The following is a 15,607-nucleotide window of genomic DNA, read 5'->3' on the forward strand; positions in this document are numbered from 1 at the left end:
GACATGCAGCGCACCATGGGGAAGCAGGCCGTCGAGTGGCTGGCCGCGGCAGCCGCGGATCCTCGGGCGTGCAAGCAGCAGTGGGACGACGGTGCGGATGCGGTGCTGCTGGAGGCAGGGCGGCTCTGGGACGTGCTGAGCGTCCCCGAACACCTCGGACTGAGCGCCCTTGATCTGCTCAGACGGGCGCAGCCCCGGGCGTCCGGCCCCGTCCTGGTGAACTGCGGGGCGCGCAGGGTCGGCTTCTTCCTCCCGCCCGATCCGGCAGCCGAGTGGGTCGGGCCGGGCGTGCGCCATGTCGGCAAAGGGTCATGGGTCGCCGTACCGCCGCCGTATCTGCGGGCCGGATGGCGCCTGGAATGGCTGCTGCCACCCGATGGGACCGGCGCGCTCCACGACCCCGAGGCCGTGGGGCCGGCGCTGCGCGAGGCCGGCCGGGCAGGCGGCGGCCCGGCGCGCGTCAGTCGTCCATACGCGGGGCGGCCACGCTGACGCGCCCGTTGCTCCCGCTCCACTCCCACAGCCCCACCGGTCCGGGCAGGCCCCGGGGAACGACGACGGCCGGTACGCGGTCGGCCGCCTCGACGTCGACGTGCCGCTCCCCAGCCGGTTCCGCGCCGGCTGCTCGGGCCAGGCCGGTGAACCGGCCCACCGTCCAGGAGGTGACGGCCTGCTCCTGGCCATAGGCCGTGGCCAGGGAGTCCCACCGTGGGGCATTGCGCCGGGGCACGGCTCGACCGTTGGCCTGCCACTCCGCGACCAGCGCCGCGTAGATCGACGGCTGGCCCCGGACGCCGGTGGCCGGTACGGCGTACGACACGGGTGCGGCGTCGCCTCCGAGGAAACGCCGCGCCGCCTCAGTGCTGTCCATGCCGGGGCCAACGCCGAGGCGTGCGCCGGTGGTACGCCTCGCGCGCCCTCTACCACCCAGTCGAGTGAGGGCACATCCCCCGGATGGAGCCATGGCTTCGCGAATGCGCCGCCCCCGCACCGTCCGGCGCCGCCCCCGGCAGTCCGCCACCATCCCCTACCGTCCCCCATCCCCTACCGTCCGCCGCCCGAGACCCACCGCGAGCGCCGGACACCGTTCCCCTCGATCGAGACAGGAGCCGCTTGCATGGACCGGAACGACAGCGATGACACCTCCGACTGCCCCTGGTGCGCCGCACTGCACGAGGCGGGGCTGCCGCCGACGGCACAGGCGTCCGGATCGGCGGGGCGACGGCATGACCCGTACGTCTCGGGCGCCCAGTACGACGGCGACGACTGGTGAGGGCGGGACGGCTCAGGCCTGCGCCTCGCCGGGGAGCGGGGAGCGCTCGTGCAGCTGGGCGGCGAGTACGGCGACGTCGTCCTCGGCGTTCGCCGCGTCGAGGCGGGCGAGCACGGTGTCGAGGACGTCCTCGACACCGACGGCGGACCCGAAGCCGACGCCGGCCAGCCGGTCCAGGGAGTGGTCGATGTCCTCGCCGCGATGCTCGACGAGTCCGTCGGTGAACAGCAGCAGGGTGTGGGCCGGGGAGAGTTTGTAGGTGGCCGGCTCGTAACCGCCGAGGCCCGTGCCCAGGGGCGGGCCGACCGGCACCGGCAGCAGTGAGGTACGCCCCTCCCCGTCGATCACGGCCGGCGGCAGGTGGCCGGCGCTGGCCAGGGTCACCTGACCCCGGTTGGGGTCGAGGCGCGCGATCAGACACGTGGCCGGCCGGCGCTCCGGCTCCGCGGAGGCGATGTCGTCGAGCTGGCGCAGCACGCGGTGCGGCGGCAGGTCGGCGGAGGCGATGTAGCGCAGGGCGGAGCGATAGGCGGTCATGTCCACGGCCGCCTCCAGGCCGTGCCCCATGACGTCGCCGACGACGAGCAGCGTCCGGCCGAAGTGCAGGCGGACGGTCTCGCACCAGTCCCCGCCGACCAGGGTGCTCTGCCCGACCGGCATGTACCGGATGGCGACGTCCAGGTTCGGGTGCGGTCGGCCGGGTTCGGCGAGCAGGGCCCGCTGGAGCTTGCCGACGATGCCCTTGACCCGCTCGTGCTCCCGGGCGTGCCGGATGTGGGAGGCGGCGCGTTCGGTGAGGAGGGCGAGGAACTCCGCCTCTGACCGGGTGAACGGTGTCCGGTCGCGGGCGCAGACCAGCACGCCGTGACGGACCCCGTCGGTGACCAGGGGGACCAAGAGCACGGGGCGGGCACCGTCGGACGACGACAGGGATGCCGCCGTGCCGTCACCCGGGCCGGTCGCGTCCCGTGCCGCCTCCCTGGCCGCGGCCATGGCCCACCGGATGTCGGGCAGCACCGCCGGGTCTCCGTGGACGGCCGCGTACCCCGCACCGGCCTCGCTCCCGCGCCGCAGGACCGCGGCCGTGCCGCCCGCCTGCGCGGCCGCCTCCCGGGTCAGCTCGGCGTACGTGACGTCCTCTTCCAGCGTGGTGCCGATCCGCTCCACAGCCGTGCGCAGCTCGGTCAGCCGGGACGGTATGCCGAGGTCCTGCTCGGGTACGCCGGGGGACGCGACGGGCTCCACCGTCGCGGGTCTGTGAAATGTCTGGAACCAGCGCACCACACCAAACACTCTAAAAGAGTGACAAACCGGCACAGGTGACGCACAGGTTGCCGAGCGCTCACCACCCGCCCAACAGGGATTCGCCCTGCGTAACGGGGGCACGGGCGGCGTACGGGTGGTGACCGGCGGCGACTGGCGGCGACTGGCGGACGCAGGGGCGCACGCTCCGCATATATCTGCCTGTTTGATGCGCGGGCGCTCGCCCCATACGGGGAATTGAGCCCCCGGCGTATGGCCGGGACCCCGGGCACCCGGTGCACTGAGGCCTCCACCTCTCGGTCGTCTGCGCACCTCAAGGAGGCTTTACATGGCACTCACGGAGTGGACGAGGTCAATGGAGTGGCTGGCCGCGGCATCGGAGGACCCCGGCGCCTGCAAACAGGAGTGGCAGAACGGCAGCACCGGCGTCACGCTCCTGGCCGCCGGACGGTTCTGGGATGTGCTGATCGTGCCGGAGGACCTCGGGCTGCGCGTCGCCGACCTCCTGGACGAGCTGCCACTGCTCGACCGCGGGCCCTGCCTGCTGGACACCCGACGACGTCATGTGGGCTTCCTGCTGCCCCCGGAGCCGCAGACCGTCTGGATCGGCACCGGCGTGCGCCTCCTCGGCGCGGGCACCTGGATCACCGCTCCCGCTCCGCACTGCCGCTGGGGCTCGCTGCGCTGGCTCGTCCCACCGGACGGCACCGGCACCCTGAACATGCCGGAGATCCTGGAGGTGGCCCTGCAGCGCTGCGCGGCCGAGCTGTCCCGCAGACAGGGGCTCTGTACGCCCGCCTCCGCACACGGCGACACCGCACCGGACACCGGGGAGGACAACGGGCCGCAGCTGGTGCGCCAGCGCGCGTCGGGGGCCCGCCTGCGCGCGTGAGTGGGGCCCATGGGGCAGTCCCGAACTCGCCACCGGGGACGCATAGTCTCTGAGTGGGCTCCGGGCAGGCCGGAATTCCGGGAACGGGAACGGAGGGCAGCTCCAATGGTGACAGCGCGCCGGTTTCCGCTCGGCTCCGCAACCACGCTCACGGAGCTGGAGGACCACCCCCACCCCCGGCTGGCCCTGCTGCGCGCCCACGAGCCGGTTTCGTGGGTTCCCGTGCTGGGCGGCTGGCTGGTGACCCGGCGTGATCTCGCACTGCGCGTGATGCGCGACGCCGCGACCTTCACGGTCGACGACCCCCGCTTCTCCACCGCCCAGGTGGTCGGTCCGAGCATGCTCTCCCTGGAGGGCGCCGAGCACAAACGGCACCGCGCCCCCTTCACCGACCCGTTCCGCACGCAGGATGTGCATGACCGGTTCACCGGGTTCGTGGAGCAGGAAGCCGCCCGGCTGGTGGAGAGGATCAGGCCGCGTGGCAGCGCCGAACTGCGCCGGGAGGTGGCCGGGCCCTTGGCCGTCGCCGTCGTCGCCGAGTCGCTGGGCTTGGTCGACGCGGACGCCGAGGCGGTGCTGTCCTGGTACGACGCCATCGTGAGCGCGGTCTCCGACATCACCGCCGGGGTGTCGGCCAACCCCGCGGGGGCGGTGGCGTTCGACCAGCTGCGCGGAAGCGTCGAGGCGACGGTCGTGGCAGGAAGCGGTACGTCGCTGCTGGTCGCGGCGGCCGAGAGCGAGCGCCTGACGCTGCCGGAGGTGGTCGCCAACGCCGCGGTGCTGATGTTCGGCGGTATCGAGACGACCGAGGGCATGATCGCCAACGTCGTACTGCACTTGCTGGCACACCCTGATCAACTCGCGCTGGTGCGTGCCGATCCGGACCTGGCCGACGCGGCGATCGAGGAATCGCTCCGCCTGGAACCCGCGGCGGCGGTCGTGGACCGCTACGCCACCGCCGACGTGACGATCGGCGGGGCCGACGTGCGGCGCGGTGATCTGGTGGTCGTCTCGCTCGCAGGCGCGAACCGCGACCCTGAGGTCTTCCAGGACCCCGACCGTTTCGACTTGCGGAGGGACAACTCCCGCCTGCAGCTGGCCTTCGCGCACGGCCCGCACTTCTGTCTGGGCGCCCACCTCGCCCGCCTGGAGACCCGCGCCTGCCTCCTCGCCCTCCTCGACCGCCTCCCCGGCCTGCGGCTCGACCCTGCGTCGTCCCCCGCGCCCAAGGGCCTGGTCTTCCGGAAGCCCCCGGCGCTGCGCGTCCGCTGGGAGGTGCCCGCGCAGCGCTGACTCGGCGCGCGGTCACTCCGTTTTGCCTACGCGCGGTCACTCCGTTTGCCCACGTGGCGATCAGGGCTTGCGATGGCACGAGGAGCAGTTGCTCACCTATGCGCCGCGACGGACCCGGGCGGCCTTGCGGGCTTCGGCAATCTGGCGGGCCTCGGCGGACCGGCGGGACTCGCCACCGCCCGCCCGCCCGGGGCGGGTTCCCATACCGCGGAAGGGGGCACCGCCGCGCTTCGGGCGCTCCGCGACCGGCCCGCTGCCGGCGACGGGGACATCGGAGGGAGCCTGGGCGCCGGTGATGCGGCTCAGCTCGGCCTCGCCGGAGCGGACCTGCGTGATCTGCGGCCTGATACCCGCGTCGGACATGAGGCGGGCCATGTCACGGCGCTGGTTGGGCAGAACCAGCGTGACGACCCTGCCGGACTCGCCGGCGCGGGCGGTTCGGCCACCGCGGTGCAGGTAGTCCTTGTGGTCGCCGGGCGGATCGACGTTGACGACGAGATCGAGGTCGTCGACGTGAATGCCCCGGGCCGCGACGTTGGTGGCCACCAGCGTCGTGACATCTCCGGTCTTGAACTGTGCCAGGGTGCGGGTGCGCTGGGGCTGCGACTTGCCGCCGTGCAGGGCCGCGGCCCTTACGCCGCTGCTCAGCAGGTGCCTGGTGAACTGGTCGACGGCATGCTTGGTGTCCAGGAACATGATCACGCGCCCGTCGCGGGCCGCGATCTCGGTGGCGGTGGCGTACTTGTCGGCACCGTGCACCTGGAGCACGTGGTGTTCCATAGTGGTGACCGCGCCGGCCGACGGGTCGACCGAGTGGACCACCGGGTCGTGGAGGTAACGACGGACCAGAAGGTCGATGTTGCGGTCCAGCGTCGCCGAGAACAGCATGCGCTGGCCGTCGGGACGTACCTGGTCCAGCAGTGCGGTGACCTGCGGCATGAAACCCATGTCCGCCATCTGGTCGGCCTCGTCCAGAACGGTGATGCTCACTCGGTCCAGGCGGCAGTCCTTGCGCTCGATGAGATCCGCGAGGCGGCCAGGAGTCGCGACGACCACCTCGGCCCCGGCACGCAGTGCGCCGGCCTGCCTGCCGATCGACATGCCGCCGACCACCGTGGCCAGCCGCAGCTTCAGCAACCGGGCGTACGGGGCGAGCTCATCGGTGACCTGCTGGGCAAGCTCGCGCGTGGGGGCGAGGATCAGGGCCAGCGGCTTCCGCGACTCGGCACGCCGGCCGGCCGTGCGCACGAGGAGCGCCAGGCCGAAGGCGAGCGTCTTGCCCGACCCGGTGCGCGCGCGACCCAGCACATCGCGCCCTGCGAGGGAGTTCGGCAGCGTGGTGGCCTGGATCGGGAACGGCTCGTTCAGGCCGCGGCTGCTGAGCATCTCCAGCAGCTCGACGGGCATGTCCAGTTCGCCGAACGTCGCTGCGGCGGGGAGGGCCGGGGTGACGGTGGCCGGCAGCGCGAACTCCCCCTGCGGCGTGGCGGAACGGCGCCCGGTGCCGCCTGTACTGCCGCCGGGGCGGCGCTGCCCCCGTGGCCGGAAACCATCGTTCGTGCTGGCTGAACGGCTCAAGGAGGACCTTTCTGAAAAGGGCACGCACCGAGAAATTCCCGACAGGAATGAGCCGGATAAATTGCAAGAGCGAGCCGAATGCAAATCCAAAGAAAAAGAATCAAAAAAGAATTCCGGCGGATGCCGGAAAAATTAAGCTGAGGCCGCACCGCAAGGCGTGGCCTCAGCCCTCTCACACGTTTCGACGTCAGGCAGGAGTGATGTTCTCCGCCTGCGGACCCTTCTGGCCCTGCGTGACGTCGAAGTTCACCTTCTGGCCCTCCTGGAGCTCACGGAACCCCTGGGCGGCGATGTTCGAGTAGTGGGCGAAGACGTCCGGGCCGCCGCCGTCCTGCTCGATGAAGCCGAAGCCCTTTTCCGAATTGAACCACTTGACGGTGCCGGTAGCCATGTCTTTTCTCCCAACTGCAACTATCGTCAAGTTTAGCACGGTACGCGCATCCGGCATTACTCGAGGAAAGCCAATCGCACCTCTGGAATCCCTCGGCGGCCCTTGCCGGGCACCTAACCGAGGAAGCTCAGTCGCACCTGCCGGTCAGGGTTGTCCCGGTTGGTGTCCACAAGGCACACCGACTGCCACGTCCCGAGCTCCAGCCGCCCGTTCAGCACCGGCAGCGTCGCATGCGGCGGGACGATGGCCGGGAGGACGTGGTCGCGGCCGTGGCCGGGACTGCCGTGGCGGTGCTGCCAGCGGTCGTCGGCGGGGAGCAGGGTGTGCAGGGCGGTCAGGAGGTCGTCGTCGCTGCCGGCGCCCGTCTCGATGATCGCGATGCCTGCGGTGGCGTGCGGCACGAAGACGTTCAGCAGGCCGTCGCGGCCCGCGGCCACCTCCCGCAGGAAGGCCTCGCATTCGCGGGTGACATCCACGACCCGCTCCGAGGAGCCGGAGGCGACGTTCAGAACTCGGGTGGTGAAGGCGTCTGACATGCTCTCCATCCTCGCCCATCCACCAGAGTTCAAGCGCGAGGACACGTCCCGGACGGCCGAGGGACGACTGGGGGACGACCGAGGGACGACTGGGGGACGGCCGAGGGGCGACTGAGGGACGGCCGAGGGACGACTGAGCCGTGATACACGAGGTCCACTTCGCGAGACGCCGTTGACCGTCACGGCGCCATCTGGCTAATTTCAGCGGCATGTTGCGTTCAGCCCTGCTCACCACGCGCGGTCACATCGACCTGCTGCGGGTGGCCTCCGCCGCGTGTCGCCGCGGCTGCTGACGCCCTTTCCTCCCTTCCCCCGCGCCCCCCGCGCCTGCACACCCCCCTGCCCGCACGCCTGATGCCCTGATCGGCATCCGGCGCGGCGTGCCCGCAGTACGGCGCGTCTCATCACCTGCCGCTCTCCTCACGTGGAGCATTCATGAGCATCAGTCATGCCCCGCCCGACTCGCTGGAATCCGATATTTCGGATATAGCCGATCCATCCAGCACCGCTCAAGGCCCCTCCTCCGACCTCATCCCCCTCGTCCCCACCTCCTCCCGCCGCACCCGCGTGCCTCGCTGGCTGCGTCGCACCACCGGACCGCTGCTGCTGCTCGCCCTCTGGCAACTCCTCAGCAGCACCGGTGTGCTGACTGCGGACGTGCTCGCCTCGCCCGGCCGTATCGCGCAGGTCGGGGGTGATCTGATCGCCGACGGCTCGCTGCCGTCCGCCATGGGCACCTCACTGCAGCGCGTCGCGCTCGGGCTGCTCCTCGGCACGGTCGTCGGCACCGGACTCGCCCTGTTGTCCGGGCTGTTCCGGATCGGCGAGGACCTCGTCGACGCGCCCGTGCAGATGCTGCGGACCGTGCCCTTCGTCGGGCTCATCCCGCTGTTCATCATCTGGTTCGGCATCGGCGAGGCGCCGAAGGTCGCCATCATCACGCTCGGCGTGACGTTCCCGCTCTACCTCAATGTGTACGCCGGAATCCGCGGCGTGGACTCCCAGTTGATCGAGGCCGGGGAGTCCCTCGGGCTGTCCAGGTGGGGGCTCGTACGGCACGTCGTACTGCCCGGCGCGCTGCCGGGCGCCCTGACCGGCCTGCGCTACTCGCTCGGCATCGCCTGGCTCGCGCTCGTCTTCGCCGAGCAGGTCAATGCCGACTCCGGCATCGGGTTCCTCATGGTGCAGGCACGGGACTTCCTGCGGACCGACGTGATCGTGGTCTGCCTGATCGTCTACGCCTTCCTCGGCCTGATCGCCGACTTCATCGTCCGCTCCCTCGAAAGGCTGCTGCTGCAATGGCGACCGACGTTCACCGGCCGGTGAGCCCCAAGGCCACCGAGGCCGTGCCGACCACCCGGGCCGTGCAGGCCGCCGCGCAAGCCCCCAGGGCCGTGCACGTCGATGGGCTGACCCGCTCCTTCGACGGGCGTGCCGTCATCGACCGGCTCCAACTGGACGTCCGGCCGGGCGAATTCGTGGCTCTCCTCGGGCGCAGCGGCTGCGGCAAGTCCACGCTGCTGCGCATCCTCGCCGGGCTCGACCGCGACATCGAGGGCACCGTCCTGGTACCGCGCCGCAAGGCCGTCGCCTTCCAGGCGCCGCGGCTGATGCCCTGGAAGAAGGTGTGGCGCAACGTGCTGCTCGGCCTGCCGGGCAAGCCCGGTCGCGCCGTCGCCGAGAAGGCGCTGAAGGAGGTCGGCCTGGACCACCGTACGGACGCCTGGCCCAAGACCCTCTCCGGGGGCGAGGCCCAACGGGCCTCCCTCGCACGGGCGTTGGTTCGCGAGCCGGATCTGTTGCTGCTCGACGAGCCGTTCGGTGCGCTCGACGCGCTCACCCGGATCAAGGCCCAGCGCCTGGTAGGTGAGTTGTGGCAGCGGCGCGGCTGCGCGGTCCTGCTCGTCACGCACGACGTGGAGGAGGCCGTGCTCCTCGCCGACCGCGTCCTCGTGATGGACGACGGGGTGATCGCGCACGAACAGCGCATCGACCTCGACCGGCCCCGCGACATCACCGACCCCCGGTTCGCGGAACTGCGCGCCGGACTCCTGGAGCGGCTCGGCGTCGACACCGCAGCCGAAGCCGCCTGAACCAACCACCCCAGAACGGAACCATCATGCGACGACGTCTCGTCCCCGCCGCGCTTGCCCTCCCCCTCGCGCTCCTGCTCACGGCCTGCGGCGGGAACTCGTCCGCCGGCACGGGGACCGACACCGACGGCCAGGGCTCGCTCACCCTCAACGTCGGTGACCAGAAGGGTGGTTCGGAGGCGATCCTGCGCGCCGCCGGAGAGCTGGAGAACCTCGACTACAAGATCAAGTGGTCCACCTTCAGCTCCGGTCCGCCGCTTCTGGAGGCCGTCAACGCGGGCGCCGTCGACATAGGCGGTGTCGGGAACACGCCGCCGGTCTTCGCGGCAGGCGCGGGCTCGAAGATCAAGGTGGTGGCCGCCTGGCACGGCACGTCCAAGGGCGACACCATCCTCGTCCCGAACGACTCGAAGCTGTCCGGCACCGCTCAGCTCAAGGGCAGGTCCGTCGCCGTGGCCCAGGGTTCCTCCGCCCACTACCAGCTGGTCGCCTCCCTGAAGAAGGCCGGGCTGAGCCTGAGCGACGTGAAGGTCAAGTACCTCCAGCCCGCCGACGCGCTGGCCGCGTTCACCTCCGGCAAGGTCGACGCGTGGGCGGTGTGGGACCCGTACACCTCGCAGGTGCTCAAGGCGAAGCAGGGCCGTGTCCTGACCACCGGCGACGGCATCACCAACGGGCTGACCTTCCAGGTGGCGGCGCCGAGCGCGCTGCAGGACAAGAAGAAGGCCGCGGCCGTCAAGGACTATCTGGAGCGGCTGCGGCGCGCCCAGCAGTGGGTGTACTCGCACGAGGACGACTGGGCGAAGGTCTGGGCGAAGGACACCGGGCTGCCCGAGGACGTGGCGCTGGCCGCGGTGAAGCGGACGTACACCACCAGGGTCGCGGTGGCCGTCGACAAGCCGCTCATCGCCTCCGAGCAGGAGATCGTCGACACCTTCGCCGATCTGAAGCTCATCCCGAACAAGGTCGACTTCGGCGGCTTCACCGACACCCGGTTCAACGGCGACCTCCCGCCGTCGACCGCCGCGCCTCGACCCTCGGAAGGCTCGTGACCTGACCGTACGTCTCCACTCCGGCGGCGCGCGGGTCGATCGGCAGTTTCGGCGTTATCGGCCATGCGGCCTCGGAGTCCCGTCCGGGGTTCCGCTGCCGGTCGCGGGCGGGCATGGACCTCTCGGCTCCCGGCCTCCGGGCCGTGCCGGGACCGTCCGGGACCGCCGTCCGGGCCGTACGGAGTCCTCGGGAAGATCCACGGCCTCGAAGCGGTTGGTAGAAACGTGAATGATGCCGAGGCGGTCAACTTCGTCGACGTGGTCGTCATAGGCGCTGGTCAGGCGGGCCTGTCCAGCGCCTATCACCTGCGGCGCACCGGCTTCGAGCCGGACAGCGGCTTCGTCGTGCTCGACCACTCTCCCGGCCCGGGCGGTGCCTGGCAGTTCCGGTGGGCGTCGTTGACGTACGGCAAGGTCCACGGGATGCACGCGTTGCCCGGTATGGAACTGACCGACGCCGACCCCGAGCGGCCGTCGTCCGAGGTCATCGCCGAGTACTTCGACCGCTACGAGCGGACCTTCGACCTGCGCGTCCGGCGGCCCGTCGACGTGCGTGCCGTACGCGAGGGCGCGGACGGGCGGCTGCTCGTCGAGACCTCGGCGGGGACCTGGTCGACGCGGGCGCTGATCAACTCGACCGGCACCTGGGACCGGCCGTTCTGGCCGCGCTATCCCGGCCAGGAGACGTTCCGGGGACGGCAGTTGCACACCGCCCACTACCCCGGGCCGCAGGAGTTCGCCGGGCAACGGGTCGTCGTGGTCGGCGGCGGCGCCTCCGGAACCCAGCACCTGCTGGAGATCGCCCGGTACGCGGCCGCCACGACGTGGGTCACACGGCGCCCGCCCGTGTTCCGCGAGGGTCCCTTCACCGAGGAGTTCGGCCGGGCGGCCGTCGCGCTCGTCGAGGAGCGGGTCCGGCAGGGGCTACCGCCGAAGAGCGTCGTCTCGGTCACGGGGCTGCCCCTCAACGACGCGATCCGGCAGGGGCTCGCGGACGGAACCCTGGACCGGCAGCCCATGTTCGACCGGATCGCGCCGGACGGCGTGGAGTGGAACGACGGGCGCCGCGTGGACGCCGACGTCATTTTGTGGGCCACCGGTTTCCGGGCCGCCATCGACCATCTCTCCCCCCTCCGCCTGCGCGAGCCGGGCGGTGGCATCCGCGTGGAGGGCACACGCGCAGTCGCCGATCCCCGCATCCACCTGGTCGGCTACGGCCCCTCCGCCAGCACAATCGGCGCCAACCGAGCCGGCCGCGCGGCCGTACGGGACATCAGGCGGTTGCTGGCGGAGGAGTCGGTGGCGGCGTGACTGGGTGGGGCGGGCGTCTCAGGGTCGGCCGAGCGGCGTCCCGCCAGGGAAACCCTCCGCCAGACCTGCCCTGCTCCGGCCCGAGGCGCCGAACGGCGTTGGGCTGGCGAACCATCCGCCCCTGATGATGCGGCGGGCCGGTCCACCGCACTACCTCCCGTCGGGGCCACCTTCCAGCACCCCATGCCCCCACCCGAGGCGCCGACGGGAGCCGGGCGGGCAAAGCAGTCGCCCTGACGAAGCGGTGCTTCCGCCCATCGCGTGACGCCCTTTCAGGGCAACCCTCCGAGGGGGGTGCGCACGCCCGAGGCACCGAACGGAGCCGGGCGGGCGAGCCAACGCCCCAGATGGTGCGGCGGGCCGGTCCACCGCATGCCGCCCCGCCGGGGCGGCCCTCCGGTGAGTGCACCCCCGCCTGAGGCACCGACCGGAACAGGGCGGGCACGCCGTCGCCCTGAAGACGGGAGCGGCCAAGCCGCACCTCACATCCCACCCCGCGCCGCACTAGTCGGCTCGCCGCCCCTGGCCCGCAGGACGATCGTCGGCCTGCCGTCTCCCGGCCGACGCCCTGTCGGTGTCCACGTCTGCCGCGCACGCGTGCCCGCCGCACGCCCACGCCGGGCACGACAACACACCCTCGCCGACTCAGTTCGTCGGCTTCGGGCTCGCCTTCTTCTTCTTCTTCTGCTGCTGGGCGTTGAACTCCGCCACGTTGCGCTGGTGTTCCGGGTAGTCGGCCGTGAAGCGGGTGTCGCCGGGCTTGACGGTGACGAAGTAGAGCCAGTCGCCCGCGGCCGGATTGATCGCGGCGCGCATCGCCTCCTCGCCCGGGTTGGCGATCGGCGTGGGCGGCAGACCCATGCGCTGGTAGGTGTTGTAGGGGCTCTCGATCCGCGTGTCGGCCTCGGTGGTCCTGATCGTGGAGCGTTTCAACGCGTAGTTGATGGTGGAGTCCATCTGCAGCGGCATCCCGCGTTCGAGCCGGTTGTAGACGACCCGGGCCACCTTGCCCATGTCGGTCTTGGTGGCGGCCTCGGCCTGGATGATGCTCGCGATGGTGACCGTCTGATAGACGTTCATCGAGTGGCGCTGCGCGCCGGCGGCGATCGGGGCGCCGCCGAAACGCTTGTTCGCGGTGTCGACCATCGCCGACAGCAGGGAGTCCGGCGTGGCCTTCTTCCCGTCGCGCTCAAGTGGATACGTCGCCGGAAAGAGGTAGCCCTCGGGGTTGCCGTCGGCGTCGTTCGGCAGTTTGAGGTCGAGCTTCGCGAGGGACTTCTTCGTGGTCCCGGCCGGCAGGGTGAGCGCCTTGTCGACGGCGGCATAGACCTGGCTCGCGCGCCAACCCTCCGGGATCACCAGCGTGGTGGGCTTCGCCTCCTCCTCATCCACGCTCAGCAGCGGCACCGCCACGGCGGTGCCGGCCACGACGGCGCCGGCGGCAATGAGGGCGATACGGCCCCGGCGCGTCAGTCGAATCGTGCTCCGTGACGGAGTGTTCATGTGCATGCGGGCACGGTAACCCTCACATGCTTACAAACCCGGCATAACGTCACCCCGTCGGCTCCAGTTGGGCGTCTCGGCGGACCAGCCCCGCATACCGCCCGTCCTGCTCCAGCAGCTCCTCGTGGGTGCCCTTTTCGACCACGCGCCCCGCGTCGAGTACCGCGATCTGGTCGGCGCCCCGAATGGTGGACAGGCGGTGCGCGATGGTCACCGTGGTGCGGTTGGCGGAGAGGGCGTCGATGGCCTCCTGGACGGCATGTTCGGTGCGGGTGTCCAGGGCGCTGGTCGCCTCGTCGAGAATCAGGACCGGCGGGTCGCGCAGGATGGTGCGGGCGATGGCCAGGCGCTGCTTCTCACCGCCGGAGAAGCGATGACCGCGCTCGCCGACGACCGTGTCGTAACCGTCGGGCAGGGCCGCGATGTGGTCGTGGATCTGGGCCGCCTTGGCCGCCTCGTGCAGTTCCTCGTCGGTGGCGTCCGGCTTGGCGAAGCGCAGGTTGTCGGCGACCGAGGCGTGGAAGAGGTACGTCTCCTGCGACACGACGCCGACCGCACGTGCGAGGGTGTCGAAGTCGAGGTCGCGCACGTCGACCCCGTCGAGGGTGACCCGGCCGCCCGTCACGTCGTACAGCCGCGGCACGAGATGGCCGAACGTCGACTTCCCGGCGCCGGTCGGGCCGACGACCGCGAGGCTGCCGCCCGCCGGGACGGTCAGGTCGATGCCCTCCAGGATCGGGCCGCTCTTGCCGTCGTACCGGAACTCGACGTTCTCGAAGCGGACCTCGCCCTTGATGCTGTCGAGGCGGGCGGGGTTCTCCCGCTCGGTGATGTCGATGGGCAGGTCCAGGTACTCGAAGATGCGCTGGAAGAGCGCGAGCGAGGTCTGGATCTGGACGCCGGTGGACAGCAGGCTGACCGCCGGACGGAACAGGCCCTGCTGGAGCGAGACGAAGGCGACGATCGTGCCGATCGAGACCTGCGGGCCGCCGAGCTGGAGGGCCATCCCCGCGGTCCAGTAGATGAAGGCGGGCATCGCGGCCATGACGATGGTGATGACAGCCATGCGCCACCGGCCGGCCATGTTCGACCTCACCTCTAGGTCGACCAGTCGTTCGGACTCGTCCGTGAAGGTGTCGGTCAGCGAGTCGGAGCGGCCCATCGTGCGGCCGAGCAGGATGCCGCTGACCGAGAGCGACTCGGTGACCGTGGCCGCCATCGCGGCCATCTGCTTCTGGCGCTGGGTGGTGATCTTCTTGCGTTCGTTTCCGACGCGGCGGCTGATCCAGACGAAGGCCGGCAGCAGGAGCAGCGAGACGACGGTCAGGCGCCAGTCGAGGGCGATCATCGCGACGATCGTGGCGACCACGCTGGTCAGGTTGGAGACCAGGGAGGTGGCGGTGGAGGTGACGGTGGCCTGCATGCCGCCGATGTCGTTGGCGATGCGGGACTGGACCTCGCCGGTGCGGGTGCGGGTGAAGAAGGCGAGGGACATGCGCTGGAGGCGGCCGTAGACCGCGGTGCGCAGGTCGTGCATGACGCGCTGGCCGACCGTCGTGGAGATGAGGGTCTGCAGCACACCGAAGACGCTGGTCAGGACCGCGCTGAGGATCATGCCGAGCGCGAGCAGGCTGAGCAGGCCGGTGCGCCCCTGGGGGATGGCGACGTCCAGGATCGCCTTGAGGAGGAACGGCGTGGCGACGCCGACCAGCGACGACGCACCGACCAGGAGGCCCACCACGGCCAGGCGGCCGCGGTAAGGACGGAAGAGCTGCAGGATGCGGCGCACCTGCCGGGGCTGTTCCGGCTGCTCGGCGAGTGGCGCCCGGGTGGGTTCGTTCTCGGGGTGCATGGGCTCCTACGGAGGTGTGGTGATGCGGACTGACGGAGCTTAGCTCATTGTTACCTATGCTCACAATGAACGTAGTCCTGATATTGTTCCCGCATGACCACCCCCGATCCCGACGGCCCGCTCGCCGAGCAGCTGCTGCGCCTCACCCGCCGGGTGCACCGGATCCAGAAACGCCACCTGCACGAGTGCGGCCTGGGCGTCACCCCTGCCCAGTCCCGACTGCTGCGCACGCTCGCGCACTACGACTCGCCACCCCGGATGGCCGATCTCGCCGAGCGCCTGGAGGTGGTCCCGCGCGCGGTGACGACGCTGGTCGACGGGCTGGAGGCGAGCGGGAAGGTGCGGCGGGTGCCGGATCCGACGAACCGGCGGGTGATCCGGATCGAGCTCACCGGCGACGGGCGCAAGGCCCTGCGGGAACTGCACGGTGCGCGCCGGTCGGCCGCGGAGGAGATCCTGGCACCGCTGACGGAAGAACAGCGTGAGGTGCTGGGCAAGTTGCTGGACACCCTGATCGACGGGGCTGTCGAGCCGCGGTGTTGAGCGGCCTTGGCCGAGAGGGCACGTGAC

At 71.0% G+C, this 15,607-nt stretch carries 17 protein-coding genes; 10 read left to right on the forward strand and 7 right to left on the reverse strand.

Translation table 11 applies throughout. The features are described 5' to 3' along the window. Window positions 1–3 precede the first annotated feature (3 nt). Window positions 4–492: a hypothetical protein gene (locus AB5J55_RS05170; protein WP_369269510.1), complete on the forward strand. Its 489-nt coding sequence runs from the start codon at window positions 4–6 to the stop codon at window positions 490–492. On the opposite strand, the gene AB5J55_RS05175 is transcribed toward AB5J55_RS05170, so the two are convergent. Next, on the reverse strand, window positions 461–871 hold the full coding sequence (locus AB5J55_RS05175; protein ID WP_369269511.1) for a hypothetical protein: 411 nt from the start codon (window positions 869–871) through the stop codon (window positions 461–463). The two genes, AB5J55_RS05170 and AB5J55_RS05175, sit on opposite strands and share 32 nt — an antisense overlap. 246 nt (window positions 872–1,117) lie before the next feature. Between AB5J55_RS05175 and AB5J55_RS05180 the strand changes: the two genes are divergently transcribed. After that, complete coding sequence (locus AB5J55_RS05180) at window positions 1,118–1,273, forward strand: hypothetical protein (protein WP_369269512.1); 156 nt, start codon at window positions 1,118–1,120, stop codon at window positions 1,271–1,273. A gap of 12 nt (window positions 1,274–1,285) precedes the next feature. Here AB5J55_RS05180 and AB5J55_RS05185 read toward each other — a convergent pair whose 3' ends face one another. Further along, on the reverse strand, window positions 1,286–2,518 hold the full coding sequence (locus AB5J55_RS05185) for a PP2C family protein-serine/threonine phosphatase (RefSeq protein ID WP_369269513.1): 1,233 nt from the start codon (window positions 2,516–2,518) through the stop codon (window positions 1,286–1,288). Window positions 2,519–2,864: 346 nt separating this feature from the next. Between AB5J55_RS05185 and AB5J55_RS05190 the strand changes: the two genes are divergently transcribed. Both AB5J55_RS05190 and AB5J55_RS05195 read left to right on the forward strand, forming a co-directional pair. Further along, the gene (locus AB5J55_RS05190) at window positions 2,865–3,428 is read left to right on the forward strand and encodes a hypothetical protein (RefSeq protein ID WP_369269514.1); all 564 of its coding nucleotides are present in this window, start codon (window positions 2,865–2,867) and stop codon (window positions 3,426–3,428) included. 105 nt (window positions 3,429–3,533) lie between these two features. Further along, window positions 3,534–4,721, forward strand: coding sequence for a cytochrome P450 (locus AB5J55_RS05195; protein ID WP_369269515.1), 1,188 nt, complete (start codon window positions 3,534–3,536; stop codon window positions 4,719–4,721). Between the two features lie 96 nt (window positions 4,722–4,817). On the opposite strand, the gene AB5J55_RS05200 is transcribed toward AB5J55_RS05195, so the two are convergent. The 3 genes from AB5J55_RS05200 to AB5J55_RS05210 form a co-directional block, all read right to left on the reverse strand. After that, entirely contained in the window at window positions 4,818–6,299 is a 1,482-nt protein-coding gene (locus AB5J55_RS05200) for a DEAD/DEAH box helicase (RefSeq protein ID WP_369269516.1), read from the reverse strand. A 187-nt stretch (window positions 6,300–6,486) separates the two neighbouring features. After that, window positions 6,487–6,690 (reverse strand): cold-shock protein, encoded by a 204-nt coding sequence (locus AB5J55_RS05205; protein ID WP_079664111.1) that lies wholly within the window; start codon window positions 6,688–6,690, stop codon window positions 6,487–6,489. 113 nt (window positions 6,691–6,803) lie between these two features. Beyond that, window positions 6,804–7,226, reverse strand: coding sequence for a secondary thiamine-phosphate synthase enzyme YjbQ (locus tag AB5J55_RS05210; RefSeq protein WP_369269517.1), 423 nt, complete (start codon window positions 7,224–7,226; stop codon window positions 6,804–6,806). A gap of 209 nt (window positions 7,227–7,435) precedes the next feature. Between AB5J55_RS05210 and AB5J55_RS05215 the strand changes: the two genes are divergently transcribed. From AB5J55_RS05215 to AB5J55_RS05235, 5 genes are all read left to right on the forward strand, one after another. Beyond that, complete coding sequence (locus AB5J55_RS05215) at window positions 7,436–7,519, forward strand: putative leader peptide (protein ID WP_349817350.1); 84 nt, start codon at window positions 7,436–7,438, stop codon at window positions 7,517–7,519. Window positions 7,520–7,661: 142 nt separating this feature from the next. After that, window positions 7,662–8,552: an ABC transporter permease gene (locus tag AB5J55_RS05220; RefSeq protein WP_369269518.1), complete on the forward strand. Its 891-nt coding sequence runs from the start codon at window positions 7,662–7,664 to the stop codon at window positions 8,550–8,552. Then, a complete protein-coding gene (locus tag AB5J55_RS05225) occupies window positions 8,525–9,319 on the forward strand; it encodes an ABC transporter ATP-binding protein (protein ID WP_369269519.1) in 795 nt (264 codons plus the stop codon). The genes AB5J55_RS05220 and AB5J55_RS05225 overlap by 28 nt, the downstream gene beginning before the upstream one ends. Before the next feature lie 26 nt (window positions 9,320–9,345). Further along, a complete protein-coding gene (locus AB5J55_RS05230; protein ID WP_369269520.1) occupies window positions 9,346–10,371 on the forward strand; it encodes an ABC transporter substrate-binding protein in 1,026 nt (341 codons plus the stop codon). Between the two features lie 225 nt (window positions 10,372–10,596). Further along, a complete protein-coding gene (locus AB5J55_RS05235; RefSeq protein ID WP_369269522.1) occupies window positions 10,597–11,682 on the forward strand; it encodes an NAD(P)-binding domain-containing protein in 1,086 nt (361 codons plus the stop codon). A 645-nt stretch (window positions 11,683–12,327) separates the two neighbouring features. On the opposite strand, the gene mltG is transcribed toward AB5J55_RS05235, so the two are convergent. Then, the gene (gene mltG, locus AB5J55_RS05240) at window positions 12,328–13,191 is read right to left on the reverse strand and encodes an endolytic transglycosylase MltG (RefSeq protein ID WP_369269523.1); all 864 of its coding nucleotides are present in this window, start codon (window positions 13,189–13,191) and stop codon (window positions 12,328–12,330) included. 43 nt (window positions 13,192–13,234) lie between these two features. Next, the gene (locus tag AB5J55_RS05245) at window positions 13,235–15,037 is read right to left on the reverse strand and encodes an ABC transporter ATP-binding protein (protein WP_369269524.1); all 1,803 of its coding nucleotides are present in this window, start codon (window positions 15,035–15,037) and stop codon (window positions 13,235–13,237) included. Window positions 15,038–15,130: 93 nt separating this feature from the next. Between AB5J55_RS05245 and AB5J55_RS05250 the strand changes: the two genes are divergently transcribed. Further along, entirely contained in the window at window positions 15,131–15,580 is a 450-nt protein-coding gene (locus AB5J55_RS05250) for a MarR family winged helix-turn-helix transcriptional regulator (RefSeq protein ID WP_369269525.1), read from the forward strand. The last annotated feature ends 27 nt before the right edge of the window (window positions 15,581–15,607 follow it).

The organism is Streptomyces sp. R11 (assembly GCF_041051905.1).
GTDB lineage: Bacteria > Actinomycetota > Actinomycetes > Streptomycetales > Streptomycetaceae > Streptomyces.

Bases quoted from the DNA above. Each gene is read 5' to 3' on its own strand.
- AB5J55_RS05170 (WP_369269510.1), top strand. From the start codon at position 4: ATGCAGCGCACCATGGGGAAGCAGGCCGTCGAGTGGCTGGCCGCGGCA.
- AB5J55_RS05175 (WP_369269511.1), bottom strand. From the start codon at position 871: ATGGACAGCACTGAGGCGGCGCGGCGTTTCCTCGGAGGCGACGCCGCA.
- AB5J55_RS05180 (WP_369269512.1), top strand. From the start codon at position 1,118: ATGGACCGGAACGACAGCGATGACACCTCCGACTGCCCCTGGTGCGCC.
- AB5J55_RS05190 (WP_369269514.1), top strand. From the start codon at position 2,865: ATGGCACTCACGGAGTGGACGAGGTCAATGGAGTGGCTGGCCGCGGCA.
- AB5J55_RS05195 (WP_369269515.1), top strand. From the start codon at position 3,534: ATGGTGACAGCGCGCCGGTTTCCGCTCGGCTCCGCAACCACGCTCACG.
- AB5J55_RS05205 (WP_079664111.1), bottom strand. From the start codon at position 6,690: ATGGCTACCGGCACCGTCAAGTGGTTCAATTCGGAAAAGGGCTTCGGC.
- AB5J55_RS05210 (WP_369269517.1), bottom strand. From the start codon at position 7,226: ATGTCAGACGCCTTCACCACCCGAGTTCTGAACGTCGCCTCCGGCTCC.
- AB5J55_RS05215 (WP_349817350.1), top strand. From the start codon at position 7,436: ATGTTGCGTTCAGCCCTGCTCACCACGCGCGGTCACATCGACCTGCTG.
- AB5J55_RS05220 (WP_369269518.1), top strand. From the start codon at position 7,662: ATGAGCATCAGTCATGCCCCGCCCGACTCGCTGGAATCCGATATTTCG.
- AB5J55_RS05225 (WP_369269519.1), top strand. From the start codon at position 8,525: ATGGCGACCGACGTTCACCGGCCGGTGAGCCCCAAGGCCACCGAGGCC.
- AB5J55_RS05230 (WP_369269520.1), top strand. From the start codon at position 9,346: ATGCGACGACGTCTCGTCCCCGCCGCGCTTGCCCTCCCCCTCGCGCTC.
- mltG (WP_369269523.1), bottom strand. From the start codon at position 13,191: ATGCACATGAACACTCCGTCACGGAGCACGATTCGACTGACGCGCCGG.
- AB5J55_RS05245 (WP_369269524.1), bottom strand. From the start codon at position 15,037: ATGCACCCCGAGAACGAACCCACCCGGGCGCCACTCGCCGAGCAGCCG.
- AB5J55_RS05250 (WP_369269525.1), top strand. From the start codon at position 15,131: ATGACCACCCCCGATCCCGACGGCCCGCTCGCCGAGCAGCTGCTGCGC.